Annotated in this window: 15 protein-coding genes and 1 pseudogene; 14 read left to right on the top strand and 2 right to left on the bottom strand. The window is 47.3% G+C overall.

Annotated features, from left to right (window positions below):
• Nucleotides 1-118: 118 nt before the first annotated feature.
• The 9 genes from T325_RS11745 (at nucleotide 119) to T325_RS11705 (ending at nucleotide 10,459) form a co-directional block, all read left to right on the top strand.
• Nucleotides 119-2,536: a CotH kinase family protein gene (locus T325_RS11745; RefSeq protein WP_036914242.1), complete on the top strand. Its 2,418-nt coding sequence runs from the start codon at nucleotides 119-121 to the stop codon at nucleotides 2,534-2,536.
• Between the two features lie 62 nt (nucleotides 2,537-2,598).
• Nucleotides 2,599-3,474: a YicC/YloC family endoribonuclease gene (locus tag T325_RS11740; protein ID WP_036914239.1), complete on the top strand. Its 876-nt coding sequence runs from the start codon at nucleotides 2,599-2,601 to the stop codon at nucleotides 3,472-3,474.
• Complete coding sequence (gmk, locus tag T325_RS11735; RefSeq protein ID WP_036914237.1) at nucleotides 3,475-4,047, top strand: guanylate kinase; 573 nt, start codon at nucleotides 3,475-3,477, stop codon at nucleotides 4,045-4,047. It begins immediately after the preceding gene.
• Nucleotides 4,040-4,573, top strand: coding sequence for a nicotinate (nicotinamide) nucleotide adenylyltransferase (gene nadD, locus T325_RS11730; RefSeq protein WP_036914235.1), 534 nt, complete (start codon nucleotides 4,040-4,042; stop codon nucleotides 4,571-4,573). The genes gmk and nadD overlap by 8 nt, the downstream gene beginning before the upstream one ends.
• Nucleotides 4,566-6,398 (top strand): phosphoethanolamine transferase, encoded by a 1,833-nt coding sequence (locus tag T325_RS11725; RefSeq protein ID WP_156097687.1) that lies wholly within the window; start codon nucleotides 4,566-4,568, stop codon nucleotides 6,396-6,398. Before nadD ends, T325_RS11725 begins: the two co-directional genes overlap by 8 nt.
• Entirely contained in the window at nucleotides 6,395-7,474 is a 1,080-nt protein-coding gene (locus T325_RS11720; protein ID WP_036914234.1) for an acyltransferase family protein, read from the top strand. Before T325_RS11725 ends, T325_RS11720 begins: the two co-directional genes overlap by 4 nt.
• Nucleotides 7,471-8,454, top strand: a complete 984-nt coding sequence (locus T325_RS11715) for an acyltransferase family protein (RefSeq protein WP_036914232.1) — start codon at nucleotides 7,471-7,473, stop codon at nucleotides 8,452-8,454. Before T325_RS11720 ends, T325_RS11715 begins: the two co-directional genes overlap by 4 nt.
• Nucleotides 8,451-9,053, top strand: a complete 603-nt coding sequence (locus T325_RS11710; RefSeq protein ID WP_036914230.1) for an HAD-IB family hydrolase — start codon at nucleotides 8,451-8,453, stop codon at nucleotides 9,051-9,053. The genes T325_RS11715 and T325_RS11710 overlap by 4 nt, the downstream gene beginning before the upstream one ends.
• Nucleotides 9,050-10,459, top strand: coding sequence for a DUF6080 domain-containing protein (locus T325_RS11705; protein ID WP_036914227.1), 1,410 nt, complete (start codon nucleotides 9,050-9,052; stop codon nucleotides 10,457-10,459). Before T325_RS11710 ends, T325_RS11705 begins: the two co-directional genes overlap by 4 nt.
• A 451-nt stretch (nucleotides 10,460-10,910) precedes the next feature.
• Here T325_RS11705 and T325_RS11695 read toward each other — a convergent pair whose 3' ends face one another.
• Nucleotides 10,911-13,094 carry an alpha-galactosidase gene (locus T325_RS11695; protein WP_036914220.1) on the bottom strand — a complete coding sequence of 728 codons (2,184 nt, stop codon included), beginning with the start codon at nucleotides 13,092-13,094 and terminating at the stop codon, nucleotides 10,911-10,913.
• Between the two features lie 135 nt (nucleotides 13,095-13,229).
• Between T325_RS11695 and T325_RS11690 the strand changes: the two genes are divergently transcribed.
• The 3 genes and pseudogenes from T325_RS11690 to T325_RS11680 all read left to right on the top strand — a co-directional run bounded on the left by T325_RS11690 (nucleotide 13,230) and on the right by T325_RS11680 (nucleotide 15,699).
• Entirely contained in the window at nucleotides 13,230-13,799 is a 570-nt protein-coding gene (locus T325_RS11690) for a manganese efflux pump MntP (protein ID WP_036914217.1), read from the top strand.
• Between the two features lie 64 nt (nucleotides 13,800-13,863).
• Nucleotides 13,864-14,628: pseudogene (locus T325_RS11685) on the top strand (ABC transporter ATP-binding protein); the annotation flags it as partial.
• Nucleotides 14,629-14,679: 51 nt separating this feature from the next.
• Complete coding sequence (locus T325_RS11680; protein ID WP_036914210.1) at nucleotides 14,680-15,699, top strand: pyridoxal phosphate-dependent aminotransferase; 1,020 nt, start codon at nucleotides 14,680-14,682, stop codon at nucleotides 15,697-15,699.
• On the opposite strand, the gene T325_RS11675 is transcribed toward T325_RS11680, so the two are convergent.
• The gene (locus T325_RS11675; RefSeq protein ID WP_036914207.1) at nucleotides 15,689-16,087 is read right to left on the bottom strand and encodes a PaaI family thioesterase; all 399 of its coding nucleotides are present in this window, start codon (nucleotides 16,085-16,087) and stop codon (nucleotides 15,689-15,691) included. The genes T325_RS11680 and T325_RS11675 overlap by 11 nt on opposite strands.
• Before the next feature lie 234 nt (nucleotides 16,088-16,321).
• Here T325_RS11675 and T325_RS11670 point away from each other — a divergent pair, with 234 nt between their 5' ends.
• On the top strand, nucleotides 16,322-17,212 hold the full coding sequence (locus T325_RS11670) for a PD-(D/E)XK nuclease family protein (protein ID WP_156097686.1): 891 nt from the start codon (nucleotides 16,322-16,324) through the stop codon (nucleotides 17,210-17,212).
• A gap of 54 nt (nucleotides 17,213-17,266) precedes the next feature.
• Entirely contained in the window at nucleotides 17,267-19,270 is a 2,004-nt protein-coding gene (locus T325_RS11665; RefSeq protein WP_081911213.1) for a TonB-dependent receptor plug domain-containing protein, read from the top strand.
• Nucleotides 19,271-19,287 lie beyond the last annotated feature (17 nt).

Raw genomic sequence — 19,287 nt, 5'->3', positions numbered from 1 at the left:
GATTAACAGTTTATATTGTGGTTTTCTTTGGATTTGTGCTACCTTTGCATCCCGAATGAATTAATTACCGATGAAGAAAACCTTATTTGCCGCAATTCTATTATGCTGCTTTCAGACTATGAAGGCACAACTTGTTATCAACGAACTCATGCAGTCGAACATTGACTGCGTGATGGATGATTTGAAAGAATTCCCTGATTCATGGGTGGAACTATATAATCCGACTTCGCAAGGCGTCAATCTGCAAGAGTTTCGATTGGGTACTAGTGACAAAGAGAGTGAATCATGGATATTGCCTAACGTGATGGTGGGGGGTGGTCAGTATGCGCTTATTTATTGTGACAAAGAAGCCAAATACTTGCATACCAATTTCCGTTTAGACTCAGGTAAAGGCTGTTCTGTGTATTTGTTTAAATCGGGCGATATAATTGATAAAGTGGAAAACCTGAAAAAGCAGCCTGCACCCAATATTGCCTATGGACGCAAGACAGATGGAGCAGAAGAATGGGGTTACCAGTTGACTCCAACACCCAAAGAAGCTAACGCAGGTAATATCTGCGACCATGATCACATTTTGGGTGAGCCTGTGTTCAGCGAATTGGGACGTGTGATGAATGGAGTTCAGGCTTTCAACCTGCAACTCTCTTTGCCCGAGGGCAGTCCGGAAGGCACGGAGATTCATTATACTACTAATGGTACTGAACCAACGATTTACAGCACCAGATACACCGCAGAGATACCCATCAATAAGTCTACGGCCATTCGTGCCAAACTGTTTTGCAAAGGCTGGCTTTCACCTAGAAGTAGCGTTCAGTCGTACATCTTTCATGATCGAAAGTTGTCAATACCAGTTATCAGTATTGTGACAGACAACAAGTATCTCAATGATTATAGTATCGGTATCTTTGTAAACAACAAGACGCATGAAAAGAACAGACAGGTAGACTGGCGTCGCCCCATCAATATAGAGCTTTTCGATGAAGAGGGACAGCCTTCACAGATTAATCAGCTCTGTGAGACCCGTATCACGGGAGCCTATTCGAGAGAAGCCAGTAGGCAGTCGATGGCCATATACAGCCATAAACGTTTTGGGAAGAAAAATATGGATTATGAATTTTTCCCTGACCAGTGTCCAAACCTTACCAATTATAAGTCTGTTGTGCTCCGTAATGCTGGTAATGATCGCGATTACATCTATATGCGTGATGCTGTAGCCCAGCGTTCTATGGCAGAATATACAGACATTGATTATCAGGCTTGGCGCCCAGCAGTTATCTATATCAATGGTAACTATTGGTGTATTCTAAATATCCGTGAGCGAGCTAACGAGAACAATATCATCACCCACTACGACGGACTGGAAGATATTGATTTGATAGAAAATGGTGAGTTGAAAGAGGGAACTATCGATAACTTCAGAGCTTTTACCAGATTTTATAACGAACATGGCCACACGTTGGCAGAATATGCAGAGCTCATGGACTGGGAGGAGTATATCAGAATCACAGCTATGAACTTTTATTTTAATAATCTCGACTATCCTGGCAATAACAACGTGATGTGGCGCCCAAGAGCAGAGGGTGGCAAGTGGCGATGGATAGCCAAAGATCTTGATTATAGTATGGGCCTTTATGGAGGTAATGCTGGTGAGTCAGGAGGGTACGATCATAGGATTATCGCCCAGTGGTATAACCCGAATGACTGGAATCTCCATAAAGGTGCCAACTTCTCTATCACCAGTGAGTCTACTCGTCTTTTCCGTCGCCTGATGGAAGATAAGGATTTCTGTCGCGAGTTCATCGACCGTTTTAGTATCTATATGGGTGACTTCCTGAATGAGAAAGGCATTCGAGCCGTCTGGGATCCGATGTATTTGAAAATAAAAGATGAATGGAAACATCACAGAAGTGTTGTTTATGATAATCCATGGTGGCCTAACTATGACGATGAGTTGAGAAATGCTCGTAATTGGGTGTCGAGACGTACTGCGGAGATGTATAAGCAACTTGGCGAGCAGTTTGATTTGGGTAGTCCTATTCCTATGACAGTTAACACATCGGTTTTCCCTATTGATGGTTTGGAGATGAAGTTCAATAATGTCCCTCTCAGTCGTGGGCGCTTCGATGGCAAGTTCTTTGCCAATCATACTGTCACCTTGGAAGGGCGTGCGCCTGAGGGTAAAGTGATTACTGGCTGGAACATTATTAGTAAGACGAGCGCAGGTATCGAAGAAAGTCAGCTAAAAGGAAGTTCTTGTAGTTTCGTCATGCCTCAATGCAGCTCTATTTCCATTAATGCAATTATAGGAGATGCTTTAGCCATTAATGCGGTAGAGGAATCTCTTTGGACTTGGCATAAGGATGGCAGTTGCCTTTGGCTCACAGGGGTTCCTGCTGGTACGAGAATTGATCTTTATGATTTACGTGGAATGCTGCTCTCTTCAACCGTCTCTGATGGCTCTGTAATCATGTTGCCCTTCCATGCAGGACAGTTACATGTGTTGAAGGTTGGCGGAAAAGCCATAAAACTTAAATAATATTTGGTTTTTCGTGCGATTTGTTGTACCTTTGCCCCAAATTATAATAAATTAAGGTACACATGATACAGTCAATGACAGGCTATGGTAAGGCAGTCGTAGCCTACAAAGAGAAGAAAATCCATGCAGAGGTGAAGTCGCTCAATTCAAAGCAGCTTGACCTGAACACGCGTATTGCACCCCTCTATCGTGAGAAGGAGATGGAAGTGCGCCAGATGGTGGCTGAGGCTCTTATCCGAGGGAAAGTAGATATGAGCATCTGGATAGAGAAGGAGATGGCCGTAGACCCTACACCTATCAATGCTACTCTTGTTGAGAATTATTATAAACAGATAAAGGATATTGCTGATAAAACAGGTATTCCCCAGCCTGAGGATTGGTTCTACACCCTGCTTCGTATGCCAGACGTGCTGACTAAGACAGATGTTGAAGAGTTGGATGAAGAAGAGTGGAATGCTGTAAAAGGAGCTGTTAGCGAAGCTCTGAAAAATCTGGTAGACTTCCGCATTCAGGAAGGTGCTGCTCTTGAGAAGAAGTTCTCAGAGAAGGTAGATAATATAGCCCAGTTGCTGGCTGAGATTGAACCATATGAGAAGAGCCGTGTTGAGAAAATAAAGGCTCGCATTGTAGATGGTTTGCAACAGATTCCTGGTGTGGAGTATGACAAGAACCGTATGGAGCAGGAGTTGATATACTACATTGAGAAACTTGACATCAGTGAGGAAAAGCAGCGCCTGACAAATCACCTGAAGTATTTCCGCGACACGATGAACGAGCCAGCTGGTCAGGGGAAAAAGCTTGGTTTTATTGCTCAGGAGATGGGGCGTGAAATCAATACCACTGGTTCGAAGAGCAATCAGGCTGAGATGCAGAACATTGTGGTGAAGATGAAGGATGAACTTGAGCAGATTAAAGAACAGGTGTTAAATGCATTGTAAATGAGAGGCAAGTTAATCATTATATCGGCTCCCAGTGGTACGGGAAAATCTACGATTATCTCGTGGCTGATGAAAGAGCACAAAGAACTGAACTTGGCTTATTCTATCAGTTGTACCTCGCGTCCGCCAAGAGGTTCTGAGCAGAATGGCGTAGACTACTTCTTCCTGACCCCAGAGGAGTTCCGTCAGAGAATAGAGAACGATGAGTTCCTTGAGTATGAGGAGGTGTATACCAATCGCTTCTACGGTACGCTGAAATCACAGGTTGACAACCAGTTGGAGGCGGGTCAGAATGTGGTGTTCGATGTTGACGTGAAAGGTGGTGTGAACATCAAGAACTATTATGGTGAGCAGGCTCTGAGCCTGTTTATTCAGCCTCCCTCGATAGCGGAATTGCGTAAGCGTTTGGAAGGTAGGGCGACTGATGCCCCTGAGGTGATAGACCAGCGTATAGCCCGAGCAGAGTTTGAACTGACCTTTGCAGAGAAGTTCGACAAGATTGTGGTGAATGATGTGCTGGAATATGCTGAAGCTGATGCACTGAAGGTGATACAGGAATTTCTGAATGATTAGAACAGGAATCTTCGGAGGGTCGTTTAATCCGATTCATAACGGGCACATCTTGCTGGCCAGACAACTGAAAGAGCGGGCGAGACTTGACGAAGTGTGGCTGATGGTATCACCACAGAATCCTCTGAAGAAAGGCGATGATTTGCTTGACGACGATAAGCGCATGGAAATGGCCCGTATGGCTGTAGCAGACGAAAAAGGCATCATTGCCAGTGACTATGAGATGCACCTTCCCAAACCATCTTACACATGGAATACGCTCGAAGCGCTGAAAAGAGACTATCCTGATCGCGAGTTCGTGCTCATGATAGGGGGCGACAACTGGGAGTTGTTCGACAAATGGTATCGAGCAGATGATATTAAGGCCAACTATGAGGTTGTTGTTTACACAAGAACCCCTGGTGATGAAGGCTTTATCGACATTTCCAGTACGGATATTCGGCAGCGTGTGAAAGCAGGTAGGAGTATCAGAAGCCTTGTGCCTAAGGCCGTTGCAGATTTTATTAAGAAAAACGGATACTATGCATAAACGACAGAAGATGAACCCGCTGAAATGGATAGGCTGGCTGTTTGCCCCTATTGAGAAGAACAGTGCATTCTTCGTCTTTATGTTTGTGCTGGGGTGGCTCTGTACACAGTTGGAAATCATGCCTTACTATCTGAGAGGCAGAGGTGCAAAACCTTATGAGCTCTCCCTCCCCGAGCTTTTTCTCGATATATATGTGGTATGCGCCATCCTTGCGCTGATTCCCAGAAAGATACGTATCTGGATCAAAGCCCTGTTCTATATAATCCTTTATGGTGTGGCTTTGGTAGATATGTATTGCTACGAGCGTTTTGAGTCGACACTGACCCCTACGATGCTGATGCTGGTAGGCGAGACCAATGGGCAAGAGGCTCAGGAGTTCATGCAGGGCTATCTGAGTTGGGATGTAGTAAAGAGCAATGTGGGCTGGATTCTGCTGTTAATACTGATACATATCCTGTGGACCGTCATTCGCCAGCGACTCTCCAAACTGCGCAAACGAATGATTCTGCCTAAGGTGAATCCTGGTTTCATAACAGGACTCAAAGCAGTGCTTGGGTGCTTGGTGGCTTGGCTGCTATATAGTAGCGTCTGTCAGACCTGGGATAACAAGGTGGCTATGCATAGGCTCTTCTCCTGTGATACAGTAGGACAGGTAGAGCATGAGCTGACCAAGAAGGATCAGGCTAAGCTTTATGTTCCTGTCTATCGTTTGGCTTTTGGGCTTTACGCTAACCATCTTGCCAGCCATCAGGTAGTACAACTGAAGAAGGCCAGCCAGCTCGTACAGGTTGACAGCTGTAGCTATCGTGTGCCCAATATCATACTCGTAATAGGCGAGAGTTATAATAAACACCACTCTCAGCTGTATGGTTATGAGAAGCCGACTACTCCCAGACAACAGGCGATGGCGGCAGAGGGCAGTCTGATACCCTTTAGTGATGTGGTAGCCTCGTGGAATCTGACGAGTTTTGTTTTCAAGCACATGCTTTCTCTTTATGCTGTTGGTGATAGTGGCGAGTGGTGCGACAAGCCTCTCTTCCCCGAAGTGTTCAGAAAGGCCGGCTATCAGGTGACGTTTATCACTAACCAGTTCCAGCCTAAGGCAAAGGAGGCTGTCTATGATTTCAGTGGAAACTTCTTCTTAAACGACCCGTCACTGAGCAAGGCGCAGTTTGATGTGAGGAATGCGAGAACCTACCGCTTTGACGACGGGGTACTGAAAGAGTATGACGCACTTAGTAAACAGAAGGCAGAACACCAGATGGTGATTCTCCATCTGATGGGCTCCCATGTAGACTATCGGGCTCGCTATCCCCAGCCTCAGTTCAGATTGTTTACACCTCAGATGTACAATCGTCCAGAGCTGACAGACAAGCAGAAACGGATTCTCTCCGACTACGATAATTCTTTGTTGTATAACGACTCTATCCTCTTTGCCATCACCCAGCGCTTCATGGATAAGGACGCTGTGATAATCTATGTGCCAGACCATGGTGAAGAGATTTTCGATGGGAAGCCTTATATGTATGGACGTATGCATGGAGCTAATATCGACTATCGTCTGGCCCGCAATGAGATGGAAATCCCATTCTGGATATGGGGCTCTCCCAAGTACCGGGAGAACCATCCTTATGGCTGGCAGGCCATTCAGGCAGCCAAGGATCTGCCCATGATGACAGATGCCCTACCGCATCTGCTGCTCTATCTTGGTGGCATCGCCACACCTCTCTATCGCCCGGAACTGAACATTATCAGTTCTGAATACAACAAGCAACGCCCCCGCATCTTAAAGGGAGTGACTGACTATAACACGCTGAAGAAATGAAGGAGATGCTGACACGGACAGAATGTGAAGCTATGCGAGGTATTGCAATTATCGCTATCGTGCTTCACAATTACTGTCATTTTATCGGTAGAATCGTGAAAGAGAACGAATACCAGTATCTGGGTTTCAACAACGACCGTTTGTGGCAAGTGCTCACAAATCCTGACGAGCTGTTGCCTGTACATCTGTTCTCCTATTTCGGCCACTATGGCGTGCCCGTTTTCCTGTTTCTGAGTGGCTTCGGGCTGGTAAGGAAGTATGAGAGATTCCCGTATTCTGCCGGGACTGGGGCATTTCTCCGCTATCATTATCTGAAACTGTTCAGAATGCTGATAGTGGGTTTCTCACTGTTCGTGTGTGTGGATATGGTGACACCAGGTCGTTTCCCCTTCCATTGGGATAACGTGTTGGCTCAGCTTTTCATGTATATCAATGTATTGCCTGAGCCTGATAAGATTATCTGGCCAGGTATCTACTGGTTCTTTGGCCTGATGATGGAACTGTATATAGTCTATCGTCTGTTGCTTTATCGCAGGAGTTCGTGGTTCGTGGTAGCCTTGATTGTCGCTTGTTGGCTCCTTCAGGTGTTCTGTGCTCCTGATAGTGAAACGCTGAACCGCTTGCGTTATAACTTCATCGGAGGCGCTCTGCCTTTCGGTGTCGGTATACTCTTCGCCAGAGTTTCCGCGGAGCAAAGTGGAAGTTTGCTCCGAGTAAAGTGGAAGTTTACCCGGAGTAAAGTCCTGGTGTGGTTGATGCTTCTGCTTCTCTCCGTCGTCCTGACTGTCGCCATGAGCTATCATTTCCATACGTGGTTCTGGATACCTGTTGTCGTTATCCTTGGCACCATCGCCTTGGTAAAGTTGATGCCAGAGTATGTGCAGAAGTTATTCGTTTGGTTTGGGGGCATCTCGGCAGCCATGTTTGTGGCTCATCCCATTGCCCGTAAGCTCTTCATCACCGTGGCCTGGAAACAGGATATCTACGACGGATTGATGCTCTACGTTGTCGTAACGATTGCTCTTTCGTGGGCTATCAAGCAGATTATTGACCGTATCCCGTCGCCAAAGCTATGAGAATCCGGGAGATAGAACTGGCTGATGTGAGTCGCTATCGTGGCGAACTGATGGGGGCAGCCATTCTGTTCATCATCCTCTTCCACGTGCCGCTGGCTCGAAACGATATGTTCTTTGGCTTGCGCAGATGTGGGAATATCGGTGTTGATATGTTTCTTTTCCTCAGTGGTGTGGGGCTTTGGTATTCTTGGGTGAAGCATCCTTCCGTCAAATACTTCTATAGGCGCCGTCTGTTGCGTATCTTTCCCACCTGGCTGGTCATCTCGTCTCTGTTCTATCTCCAGCGTTTTAACTTCGAGACTGGCGACTATGTTGACTTGTTTCTCGACATCACCGTTAACTGGGGCTTCTGGCTTAACGACGAGCTAACCTTCTGGTATATGCCAGCCATTATGATGCTTTATCTTTGGGCGCCGCTTTATATGATGCTGATTCAGAAACATCCTGTGTTCCGATGGCTGCCTGTGCTGATGGTGTGCTGGTGCTGTATCGTGCAATGGGTCGTGCCGATTCATCAGGCTGTGGGCCATATAGAGATATTCTGGAGTCGCGTGCCTATCTTCTTCATTGGGATAAATGCTGGTGAACTGGTTAGAAAAGAGACTCGCATCGAACCTGCGGGTCGCTGGCTGGTGCTCATCACTTTCCTGATGACTGCTACAACATGTATCTGGCTGGAACAGATGAGGCATGGGCGTTTCCCGCTTTTCGCAGAGCGGATGATTTATATACCGCTTACGATCTCTCTGATTCTTCTGCTCGACGACCTTTTTCGAAAGATGCCCAAATGGCTGAACCATGCGTTCTTCTTCCTCGGAGGAGTGAGCTTGGAGATATATCTTATTCACAATCATTTTGTGATGCAATACCTGATTCCTTACCGTCTGGGCTATTGGCCTACGGTGCTGCTGACGATTGTCCTCACGTTGCCACTTGCATGGCTTCTTCAACAAATCATCAAACGCCTCTTGCCTTCATGAAGAAAATCTATGTCTTTGATTTCGACGGAACGTTGACTACGAGAGATACGCTGTTGCAGTTTATCCTCTACGTTTGGGGCAGAAGGACATTCTGTGTAGGACTTCTGTGCTATAGTCCTTTGCTCGTGCTGATGAAACTAGGGGTTTATCCTAACTGGAAAGCAAAGCAGAAGGTTTTTGCTCATTTCTTTAAAGGGATGACTCTTGAGAAGTTCAATGATTGGGGACGTCGATTTGCAGAGAGCGCTCATCATTTGTTGAGAGAGAAAGGGCTTGAGATGTTACGACAGGCTCAGGCTGAAGGTTCGGAAGTGGTCATCGTGAGTGCATCTATCGACAACTGGGTGCAGCCGTTCTTTACAGGGCAAAGCGGCATTCCAGAGGTGAAGGTCTTGGGAACACAGGTAGAAGTGGAGAACGGACGACTGACAGGCCGCTTCCTCACGAAGAACTGCTACGGACAAGAGAAGGTGAATCGAATGCTCGTCCTCTATCCGAATCGTAGTGAATACAAACTCATAGCCTTTGGCGACAGTCGTGGCGACAAGGAAATGCTGGCTTTCGCTGACGAGGCATATTATAAACCTTTTCGCGTATGACACCTTTCAAAATCTTTAAGATCAAGCCCGAGGAACGGGTGCAGGCTTTGGTCATGCTTGCTGTGATAGTGGTATTCAACGCCTTGTTCATCTATCGCATGCACGATTTGTTCATGCAGGAGGGCTTCGGCCCTTACTGGAAAGTGTTTGAACGTGAGTTGCACCTCTCTGGTTATGATCCGCTTACCTATCTCGGAGTGAGCAACTGGGACGTGGTCTACAATGTCTATCGTCATCCGCTGCTGGCCTTCCTGATATGGCCTCTCTATCTGTTGAACGAGGGGCTGACGGCCATCTTCGGCATCAACTTTGTGCAGTATATCGTGGCTGTCCCCGTCATATTCGCTTCGTTCTATTCTTACATATTTACATATAGAATACATCGTGAGGTGATACAGTTGCGGCGCTATGATGCCACTCTGCTTTCTGCCTTCTATTTTTCTATGGCCTACATCATGCTATCAGTGATAGTGCCCGATCACTTCACCATCTCCATGTTCCTGTTGCTGATAACGCTTTACATCTCTGGTAAGTGTATCCAGAAGGGCAGGGAGCTCCGTTGGTGGCAATCGGCCATCTTCTTCTTCATCACGGCAGGTGTGACGCTGAGCAATGGCGCAAAGATATTCCTTTCTGGCTTCTTTGTTAATCTGAAGCATTTCTTCCGTCCTAAGTATCTTCTGTTGGGAGTTGTTCTCCCAGCCGCTCTGTTGTGGGGCGTAGCAGTGACGGAATATCGCACCTCTGTGCTCCCCAAGGAGAAGGCACGTAAGGAGGCAAAGATTGCCAAACAGAAGAGGTTGGAGGAGCAGCTGGCTCTGATGACGCCTGAACAGAAACAGGCATATGAGCAGAAGCAGTTGCAGCGCAAAGTCCGTCAGAGACTTCAGGCGGCAAAGTCTGGAACCCCCATGAAGCAGTATGGTTTCTGGAAATGGACCGATGTCACCACCTCACGCACCAAGACCATCTACGAGAATCTCTTTGGCGAGACCATCCAGTTTCATCAAAAACACTTCTTGGAAGATACGCTTGTATTCCGTCCTGTGTTTGTGAAATACGACTGGCTGTGGAATTATATCGTAGAGGCCGTTATCCTCCTGCTGGCAGCGATAGGCATCTGGTGTGGGCGCCGTTCACGATTCCTCTGGCTCGCGCTCTCTTACTTTGGGTTCGACATGTTTATCCACCTGATACTGGGCTTTGGCATCAATGAGATTTTTATTATGGCGCCCCATTGGCTCTTCGTCATTCCCTTTGCCATTGGTTATGTCTTCTACCGCTCAAAAGGCTGTCAGCACAAGATTCTCCAACTCTCCGTCCTTGGGCTGACATGTTATCTCTGGGCCTACAACGGCTGGCTGCTTCTGAACTTCCTCCGCACGCCCATCAGTGCTGTGCTGTAATACTGATTCTTTGTTTCGGACAGAATTGTAAAGAATATATGCCTGAGAAAGCGCTTCCTGAGTTGCTCAATCTAGAGCAGCGGAAGGCGCTTTTATGGGTTAGTACTGACAGAAAACGGGTTAGTCGTAAGGAAACTATGGGTTATATTACGACAAGCCCAGGGTTTCATTACGACAAACTTAGGGTCTTTTCAGGTAAAACAACTTGTTTTACTTTTGTGGAGATAGTCTCCAAAGGTGGAAGAGATAGCCTCTTCGAGTACAAAACAACTTGTTTTGTTCCGAAAGATGACGCCTTAACGAGCGCTAAGGATTGTCTGCTTCTGTAACAGGCATGTTTTCAGGCATTTACGAAAACGGCTCAAAACTCGCGTATTTGCAGCCAACATACCATCTGCTGACTAATATGCGAGTTTTGAGAACCGTTTTGTTAATATAATTATAAGTTTGATTATTGAGCCTCAAGGCTGAGGACGCGGCTCGACCAGTCGTTCTTCTTCGAGTGTTCTGGCTCGTTGCGGTAAGGCATCTCCAGGCCGTGGTTCATCAGGTAAGCACCGCTGAACACCTTACCTTCTACATCCATTGGCTGCAGGTCGATGCGGTTCAACTCGTGTATCTTATACATCTTGTTGGCATCGAGGCCGGCCATCTTTACTCGAGGCAGATGCTCGTTCTGGAACGACTCCGTCTTCCACCAGAAGAATACGCTCTTGGTCTTCTGTTCATTAACGTACATCAGCGAAGCCAGACCCAGCTTGTCGTAAGGAGAAACCAGGCGGTAAAGGTCGCCGAACTGCACGATGGGACGAATCTGCTTATACTCTGCGATGGCGTTCTTACAAAGTGCCTTTTCCTCGTCGCTCATGTTCTTGGGCTGAATCTCCATGCCTAAGCGGCCGCTCATGGCCACGTCAATGCGATATTTCATGGCAGTGGTGCGGAAGACGGTATGGTTGGGAGTTGCCGAGATGTGCGAGGCCATAGCGATGGCTGGGAAGAAGTAGCTGGTGCCCCACTGCATGTAGATGCGCTGGAGGGCATCAGTGTTGTCGCTCACCCAGAACTCATCGAAATAAGGCAGCACGCCCCAGTTGGCTCGTCCGCCACCAGAGGCACAGGCCTGAATGGTCAAATCGGGATATTTGGCACGGATGCGCTGACAGGCCTTCTGCAATCCACGGTGATACTCGATATTGAGATGGCTCTGGTCGTTCATGGTGAGATACTGGGAACCATGATTCAGAATAGGCATGTTGGCGTCCCATTTGATATAGTCGATCTCTGGGTATTTAGTCATGAGGTTATCCACGATAGAGAACACGAAGTCCTGCACTTTCGGATTGCTCATGTCGAGCACCAACTGGGTGCCGCCGCGGCCTTGTATGGCTTCACGCTTAGGCGCCTTTACAATCCAGTCCGGGTGGGCGTCGTAGAGTTCTGATACAGAGTTTGTCATCTCGGGCTCAATCCAGATGCCGAACTTAATGCCGTGCTTCTTAGCATCGCGCAACAGCCCCTCAATGCCTTCAGGAAGCTTACTCTTGTCTACCACCCAGTCGCCAAGGGCACAGTTATCGGTCTTGCGGGGATACTTGTCGCCAAACCATCCGTCGTCCATCACGAAGAGCTCGCCACCCATAGAGGCAATGTCGCCCATCATCTGGTCCATACCCTTCTGGTTGATGTCGAAGTAAACGCCCTCCCATGAGTTGAGCAGAATCTTTCGCTCCTTATTGCCATGCATGAGCATATACTTACGGCCCCATTTGTGGAAATTGCGTGAGATGCCGGACAGTCCGCGCTGAGAGAAGCTCAGCGCCACCTTTGGTGTGGTGAAACTCTCGCCTTTCTTCAGGTGGTACTCGGAGTTGTCGGGATTGATACCTGCGAAGAAGTAGTGAAAATCAGTATCGTCGGTATCGATTTTCAATTGGAAATTACCAGAATAGCAGAGAGCCGCACCAATTACGTCGCCGCAATTTTCCTGACCTTTACCATCGAGCGAGAACATCACCTCAGCATGGTCGGTATGTGAGTTGCGGGTGCCGTCTTTGTTCTTGATGACCTTCTCGCCTGGCAGGATGGGTTCTTCTACAAGGCGAGTCTCATTACCCCAGGAACCGTGGAAGTGAGAGAGCCACACGTTGCCACGACGGATGGGCAGACTGATAGAGGCAAACTGCGTCAGCGTGACGGGCTTGGCCTCACCGTTTCTGACCTCTGTCCACGTCTCAATCATGTCTTCGTCCTGATAGGCTTTGTAGAAGAGTGTAACGGAAGTGGGATATACTGGGTCTTTCAGAACGATGCGAGTCAGGTCGCCTTGGCGCTCGATATCTGTGGTATAGAGTTCCGTTGACATGTTGCCGTCAGCATGTTTCATGGCAAAGGCTGCTTCAGCAGGGCAGTTCATACCATAGGCAGGATAAGCGTCCATACGTCCGCCTCTTGGAGCCTGCAGGTGCTTCAGGTCTGTGTCGCTCAGCGAAGCACCATAATAAACATACTGGGGTTGTTTCCCTTTTTCTACCTCAAGAACCATTGTAGAGTTCTTGGTGTTGATAACCACTTGCTCGGCCATTGCCATCTGGGCACTGGTCAAGAGTAGCGCTATTGCTAATAGTTTTTTCATTTAAAATTGATTTAGTTATTGTTGATTTGAATCCAGTGTGCAAAGATACAAAATAATTTAGAAACGAGGATGATGAATTAAGAGTTTTTTTGTAATTTTGCAGCAGAAATGAAGGATTGAACAAATAAATACTATATGAACCTGCTTGATATCATATTGTTGGCTGTGGCTTTGGCAATGGATTGCTTCGCTGTCTCCATTGTGAGCGGCATTACCAATGGTCGTGGGCGATGGGTGATAAGGATGGCACTGCTCTTCGGCTTCTTCCAGGCCATGATGCCTCTTATTGGCTGGCTAGGTATCTGTCATTTCAGTCGGATGCTGGAGGCTTATGATCACTGGATAGCCTTTGGCTTGTTGCTGCTGATTGGTGGAAAGATGATTCGTGAAGCTTTTGGACCGGAAGAGGAGCAGCACTTTAATCCCCGTAACCTTCATGTCCAGTTTCTGTTGGCCATCGCTACGAGTATCGATGCCCTTGCCATTGGCATCTCTTTTGCCTGTATAGGATACAGCCAGTTGTCCCAGCTCACCATCCCCCTTATTATAATAGGTGTGGTGTCTTTCCTTTTCAGCATCTTCGGTAATTTCCTTGGCGCCCGTTTTGGCAGGACTATTGCCCGTAGACTAAAGCCAGGGCTCCTGGGCGGTGTTATCCTCATTGCAATTGGCGTAAAGATTCTTGTTTCTCACTTACTTGAGTGAGAATCATCAAAAAAAACTGATAAAGATACATTAAATAGAAAAAAATGTTTATCTTTGCAGCACGATGACAGACGGAGAAACAATACAACTTATAAACCTTGGCATCGGCTACATGACGAAGCATGGCGTCAGAACGGTGGCCGAAGGCATCAATGGAACTATCCGTAAAGGAGAGCTTACTTGTTTGTTGGGAGCTAATGGCGTCGGCAAGTCTACCTTGCTGCGTACACTCTCGGCCTTTCAGCCTATGACAGCAGGTGAGGTGCTAATTGAAGGACATGATATGACATCCTTCTCCGACAAGGAAATGAGCCGTCTGATAGGTGTCGTGCTGACAGAGAAACCCGACGTGAGGAATATGAGGGTACGCGAGCTGGTTAGCCTTGGTCGCTCTCCCTATACCGGTTTCTGGGGAACTTATTCCAAAGAGGATCTGAAGATTGTCGATGAAGCCATCAGCCTTGTCGGCATCGACACGCTGAGCAGGCGCATGGTACACACGCTGAGCGATGGTGAGCGACAGAAGGTGATGATAGCAAAAGCGCTGGCTCAGCAGACGCCCGTCATCTATCTCGATGAGCCGACGGCTTTTCTCGACTATCCCAGTAAAGTTGAAGTATTGCAATTGCTTCGTCGTATCAGCCGTGAGGCGGGGAAAACCATATTCCTCTCGACCCACGACGTTGAACTGGCTTTGCAGCTGGCCGATACGGTCTGGTTGATGAGCCATGAAGAGGGCATGACTGTAGGAACGCCACGACAGCTGGCTCAACAAGGGGCTCTCAGTCGGTTTATAGAGCGTGAGGGAATAACCTTCGATGCTGAGACGCTGACAATCAAAATCAAGAAGATTGACTGATTGACAAGATAATATCTGCCTATGATTTACGGACACGGCGACGATGCCTTTCGTTATGGCGATAAGATTAAGATGAATTTCAGCTCAAATGTGTATAGCAGGGCTGACTATTCAGAACTCAAGGAGTATCTTTGGGCACACTTTGATGTTGTAGGGCATTATCCTGAACCTGACGCCCGCACTTTAGAGCGCATGCTCTCAGAGCGGTTAAGTGTGCCAGAGGATTCGATTATGGTGACTAATGGTGCCAACGAGGCCATCTACCTGATTGCACAGCTATACAGAGGCTGGGCTTCTGTCATTCCGCAGCCAACGTTTACTGAGTATGAGGATGCTTGCAGAACTTTCGGCCATCTGATATCATACGATTGTGCTGATGAACTGGAAGTGCTTCCTGACGACCGTATCTATTGGCTTTGCAATCCCAATAATCCCACAGGCAATGTGTTGGGGAAGAGCCTTATTAATCACATTATCCGCAAGAATCCACGCTATTTGTATGTAGTCGACCAGTCGTATGCCGATTATACCTTATGTCCAATGCTTGAACCCAAGGAGATGACGGATTGTTATAATCTGATGCTTCTTTATTCCTTGTCAAAGAAGTATTGTATTCCTGGTTTGCGACTCGGGTATGTGGTGGCTTCTCCAATCATCATCGACCGATTGAAACAGATTCGTCAGCCTTGGTCTGTCAATGCTTTCGCAATAGAGGCAGGCAAATTCCTGGTGCAAAATGATTCCAAGATGATTCCTGATTTGGAGGAATATCTGTCTGAGACACAGCGGCTTTTCAAGAATCTATCTGAGGTTGAGGGCGTGATGGTATTGAAAACCGATACAAACTTTATGCTTGTGACTATTGACAAGGGCAACACTCATGAGCTGAAGAACTGGCTGATTGATAATTATGGTATTCTGATTCGCGATGCCTCTAACTTCAGGGGACTTGGCAACCATTGTTTTCGAGTAACTGCCCAGACAGCAGAGGAAGACGACGTGCTTGTTGAGGCCTTGAAGGCCTATCGGGCTACTTTATAGCAATGCCTTTGCGATACCCCATACCTGTGACGTGACAGATAAGTCGCCCTTCCTGATTGGTGACGCTCACCTCTACGGCTGGTATCTTATGATGATTGGCCACGCTGACGGCTTCAGCCCTGAGCGCATCGCCAAGTCGTGCACTTGATACAAACATCATACTGTTCGAGATGCCGAAAGTCAGCTCTCCTCTAAAGTTCATCAAAGCCGCAATGGCAAGATCGGCCAGGGTGAAGAGTGCACCGCCCTGACAAACGTTTCCACCATTCAGATGGCTTTCCGTCACAGTCATCACAGCCACCGCATGGTACTCATCCACTTCCGTCAACTTGCAACCGGCCTTAGCTGCAAACCTGTCTGTCCTATTCAGTAGTTCCTTAATATCCATTGTTAGATCATCAGACGTTTTTGTCTGCCTCTGCAAAGGTACTGCAATATTTCTCTCCCACCAAAACTTTTTCTCGAAAAAACACCCTACTACTTGAGAACTATCCTCGTCTCCATTGCGTAAACATGCAAAAGAGCTAGAGGTACAGAGCGACAGATTATATCTGAATTAGCCAAATAGTAATTATTGATTCTTCTTTTTCAAGAGAAATGTGTACCTTTGCATTCTAAAAAGATGGATGCAATGACAAACGAATATAATGAAAGGCTTTTTGCTTTCACCCGCTCCAGAGAGATGGAGGAGAAAATGAGGTCGTTTACCGATGCCGGGCTCTATGAGCAGGATCGGTATATTGACTTTGAACCCGAGGAACATATCTATACTTACAAAGGACAGACGAGACTGCTGCCAGTCAGTTCGCTAATTGCCTATTTCTTTGAGCAGTTCGATGCTCAAGCCGCGGCCCAGCGCCAGTGGGAGCGCTATCATATTCCTGTGGAGGAATCGTTGACAAAATGGGAGCGGATAGGTAAGAAAGCCAGTGAGGTGGGTACTTTCGTGCATGCCCAGACGGAGAACTATTTTCGTGACGGGTCGTTCGAGACCGAATGCCCTTTCTGTTTCAGAGGCGAGACAGAGGTGGTAAGTGTGGAGCAAGAGAAACAGCATTTTCTCCATTTCATCGATGATTATAAGATACGTCCTTATCGTCAGGAGTGGCCTGTCTACGATACGAAGCTGAACATTGCCGGTACCATCGATATGGTTTGCAAGGAGCAGGATGGTGAGTTGACCATCTACGACTGGAAGCGCAGCTCAAAGGTGGTGAATCCTCTGGGGCAGCCTATTGTTGAGGCTTTTGGCGGCAGGACTGGCTTCAACGGCATTACGCTGCCTGATACGGCCTTCTATCACTACTGCATGCAACAGAACCTGTATCGCTATATACTGGAGCAGCATTATGGAGTCCGGGTGAAGGCTATGAACCTGGTGGTGCTCTGCCCTGACTATCCCACTTACTATGTGGCTCAAGTACCAAAGATGGACGAGGTAATCGATCAGATTGTGGCGGCATGCCATAGGGAAGACTTGGGCCACAGGCTGATTAAGAATAAAAATTCTTAATTCTTACACTTCTTACTGTAAATTAATAAAATAATTCTTAACTTTGCACCTTGTATGATGCGCAGTTTGCTGAATGCAGCCTTAACCATGTCGTGTTTGCTTGTGATGAAGGCAAACGGACAGGTGGTCCGACATGATTCCATAGCGGACAGGGAGCATCAGTTACGAGAGGTGACCATCACAGAGAGTCGTCGTCAACACGAAGCGACAAGTACAGCCCCCTTGCATATTATTGACAGAGAACAGATGCTGAGTCTGGGCATCACCGATGTGGCTGATGCGTTGCACCGCATTCCTGGTGTGACCATTCGCGATTATGGTGGGGCTGGAGGCATGAAGACGGTCTCGGTAAGAGGTTTCGGAGCGAAGCATACGGGAGTGAGCTATGATGGTGTCATGATCAGTGACTGCCAGAGTGGTGAGATCGATCTGTCGCGTTATAGCCTTGACAACGTGGACCAGCTATCGCTTGTGATTGGCGATAACGATGATATATTCATTCCTGCCCGCAACGCCTCGACGCCTGCTTTGCTGAACATACAGACCATAGGAATGCCTACAGACGACAGCAATCTGCACCTGACAACCCAGTTGAGGGTGGGTTCATTTGGTTATGTGAATCCTTTTGTGCGCTTTGAAAAGAACCTGACCAACAAGGTGGCTCTCTCTATGATAGGTGAGTACATCTATGCGGAGAATGACTATCCGTTTGAGTTGCGTAATGTCTCAAAGATAACCCATGAGCGACGAACCAATAGTCGTATGAACCAAGGACATGCGGAACTGAATCTGGTGTGGAAGATTGACAATATGAACTGCCTGAGCGGAAAGTTGTTCTATTATGACAACGATCGCCAGTTGCCAGGACAAGTGCATTACTATACCGACCTGAATAGGGAGACACTACGGGACAGGAACATCTTCGGACAGATACAGTATCAGAGGCGTAACCAGTCGGGATGGTCGACGAAATGGAGCTCGAAGTACAACTGGAATGCCTCAATCTATCATGATCCGTTAGCTCCCAACAGTCATAATGATGCCAGTTACTGGCAGCGTGAGGCCTATACCTCGCTAGCTGTACTTTTTGTGCCTTCAGAGGTGTGGGCCTTCGACTATTCTGGCGACTTGGCATATAACAACCTGACTAGTTCGGCAGAGAGGACAGTGAGCAACAAGCCCTTCAGACTCACCATGCAACAGTCTTTGACAGCCAAATATCGCACAAGACGGCTGACGGCCTTGGCGCGACTTCTGCATTCGGTTTATCTGAACGATTCGAAGGGTGGAAACTCAGCAAGGAACATGCGCAAGCTTTCTCCGTCGTTATCGCTGTCGTATCGTTTGCTGGAAGATGAAAATCTTCTGATAAGAGCGTCGTATAAGAACATCTTCCGCTCGCCGACTTTCAACGAGAGCTATTATTTCCACTATGGTAGTACCGACCTGTTGCCTGAGAGTACAGACCAGCTGAATGTCGGTGTAACTTATAATTGTCAGGCATCAAACTTTGATATACAGATGACAGCCGACGGTTATTATAACCATGTGAAGGATATGATTGTAGCTGTGCCCTATAATATGTTTATATGGACCTGCGTGAATGTGGCTAAGGTAAATGTGTTAGGGGCCGATGTGACGTTGGAGGCATCGCGTCAGCTTTATGAAGGGCACGCTCTGAAGTTCTCAGGCAACTATAGTTATCAGCAAGCAGAGAACCGTACAAATCCCGAGTCGCCTTACTATGGTAATCAGATAGCCTATATGCCAAAGCATTCGGGAAGCGCTGCCGTAGGGTGGGAAAATCCGTGGGCCAACATGTCTGTTCATGTGACAGGCGTGAGCAGTCGATGGGCCAACAATCAGCATTATGATGGAACAGAAATTGACGGTTATTGGGACATGGGTCTGACCGTTTACCGCACCTTCCGTTGGAAAGACCAGAGTTTGGAGGCCAGGATGGACGTGAAGAATATTCTCAACATGCAGTATGAGATAGTAAGGTTCTATCCTATGCCAGGACGCAGTTGGCAAGTGTCAGTGAAGTATCAACTATAAATTAAATAATTAACAAC

It is taken from the genome of Prevotella sp. FD3004, assembly GCF_000746155.1.
GTDB lineage: Bacteria > Bacteroidota > Bacteroidia > Bacteroidales > Bacteroidaceae > Prevotella.
The sequence above is the reverse complement of the archived record's forward strand: the minus strand, read 5'-3'. Positions and strand labels throughout refer to the sequence as shown.

Excerpts from the sequence above, each read along its gene's own strand:
- T325_RS11670 (WP_156097686.1), top strand. The coding sequence starts at position 16,322 with ATGGATGCAATGACAAACGAATATAATGAAAGGCTTTTTGCTTTCACC.
- T325_RS11740 (WP_036914239.1), top strand. The coding sequence starts at position 2,599 with ATGATACAGTCAATGACAGGCTATGGTAAGGCAGTCGTAGCCTACAAA.
- T325_RS11720 (WP_036914234.1), top strand. The coding sequence starts at position 6,395 with ATGAAGGAGATGCTGACACGGACAGAATGTGAAGCTATGCGAGGTATT.
- T325_RS11725 (WP_156097687.1), top strand. The coding sequence starts at position 4,566 with ATGCATAAACGACAGAAGATGAACCCGCTGAAATGGATAGGCTGGCTG.
- T325_RS11745 (WP_036914242.1), top strand. The coding sequence starts at position 119 with ATGAAGGCACAACTTGTTATCAACGAACTCATGCAGTCGAACATTGAC.
- T325_RS11710 (WP_036914230.1), top strand. The coding sequence starts at position 8,451 with ATGAAGAAAATCTATGTCTTTGATTTCGACGGAACGTTGACTACGAGA.
- T325_RS11695 (WP_036914220.1), bottom strand. The coding sequence starts at position 13,094 with ATGAAAAAACTATTAGCAATAGCGCTACTCTTGACCAGTGCCCAGATG.
- T325_RS11680 (WP_036914210.1), top strand. The coding sequence starts at position 14,680 with ATGATTTACGGACACGGCGACGATGCCTTTCGTTATGGCGATAAGATT.
- nadD (WP_036914235.1), top strand. The coding sequence starts at position 4,040 with ATGATTAGAACAGGAATCTTCGGAGGGTCGTTTAATCCGATTCATAAC.
- T325_RS11675 (WP_036914207.1), bottom strand. The coding sequence starts at position 16,087 with ATGGATATTAAGGAACTACTGAATAGGACAGACAGGTTTGCAGCTAAG.
- T325_RS11690 (WP_036914217.1), top strand. The coding sequence starts at position 13,230 with ATGAACCTGCTTGATATCATATTGTTGGCTGTGGCTTTGGCAATGGAT.
- T325_RS11705 (WP_036914227.1), top strand. The coding sequence starts at position 9,050 with ATGACACCTTTCAAAATCTTTAAGATCAAGCCCGAGGAACGGGTGCAG.
- T325_RS11665 (WP_081911213.1), top strand. The coding sequence starts at position 17,267 with ATGATGCGCAGTTTGCTGAATGCAGCCTTAACCATGTCGTGTTTGCTT.
- T325_RS11715 (WP_036914232.1), top strand. The coding sequence starts at position 7,471 with ATGAGAATCCGGGAGATAGAACTGGCTGATGTGAGTCGCTATCGTGGC.
- gmk (WP_036914237.1), top strand. The coding sequence starts at position 3,475 with ATGAGAGGCAAGTTAATCATTATATCGGCTCCCAGTGGTACGGGAAAA.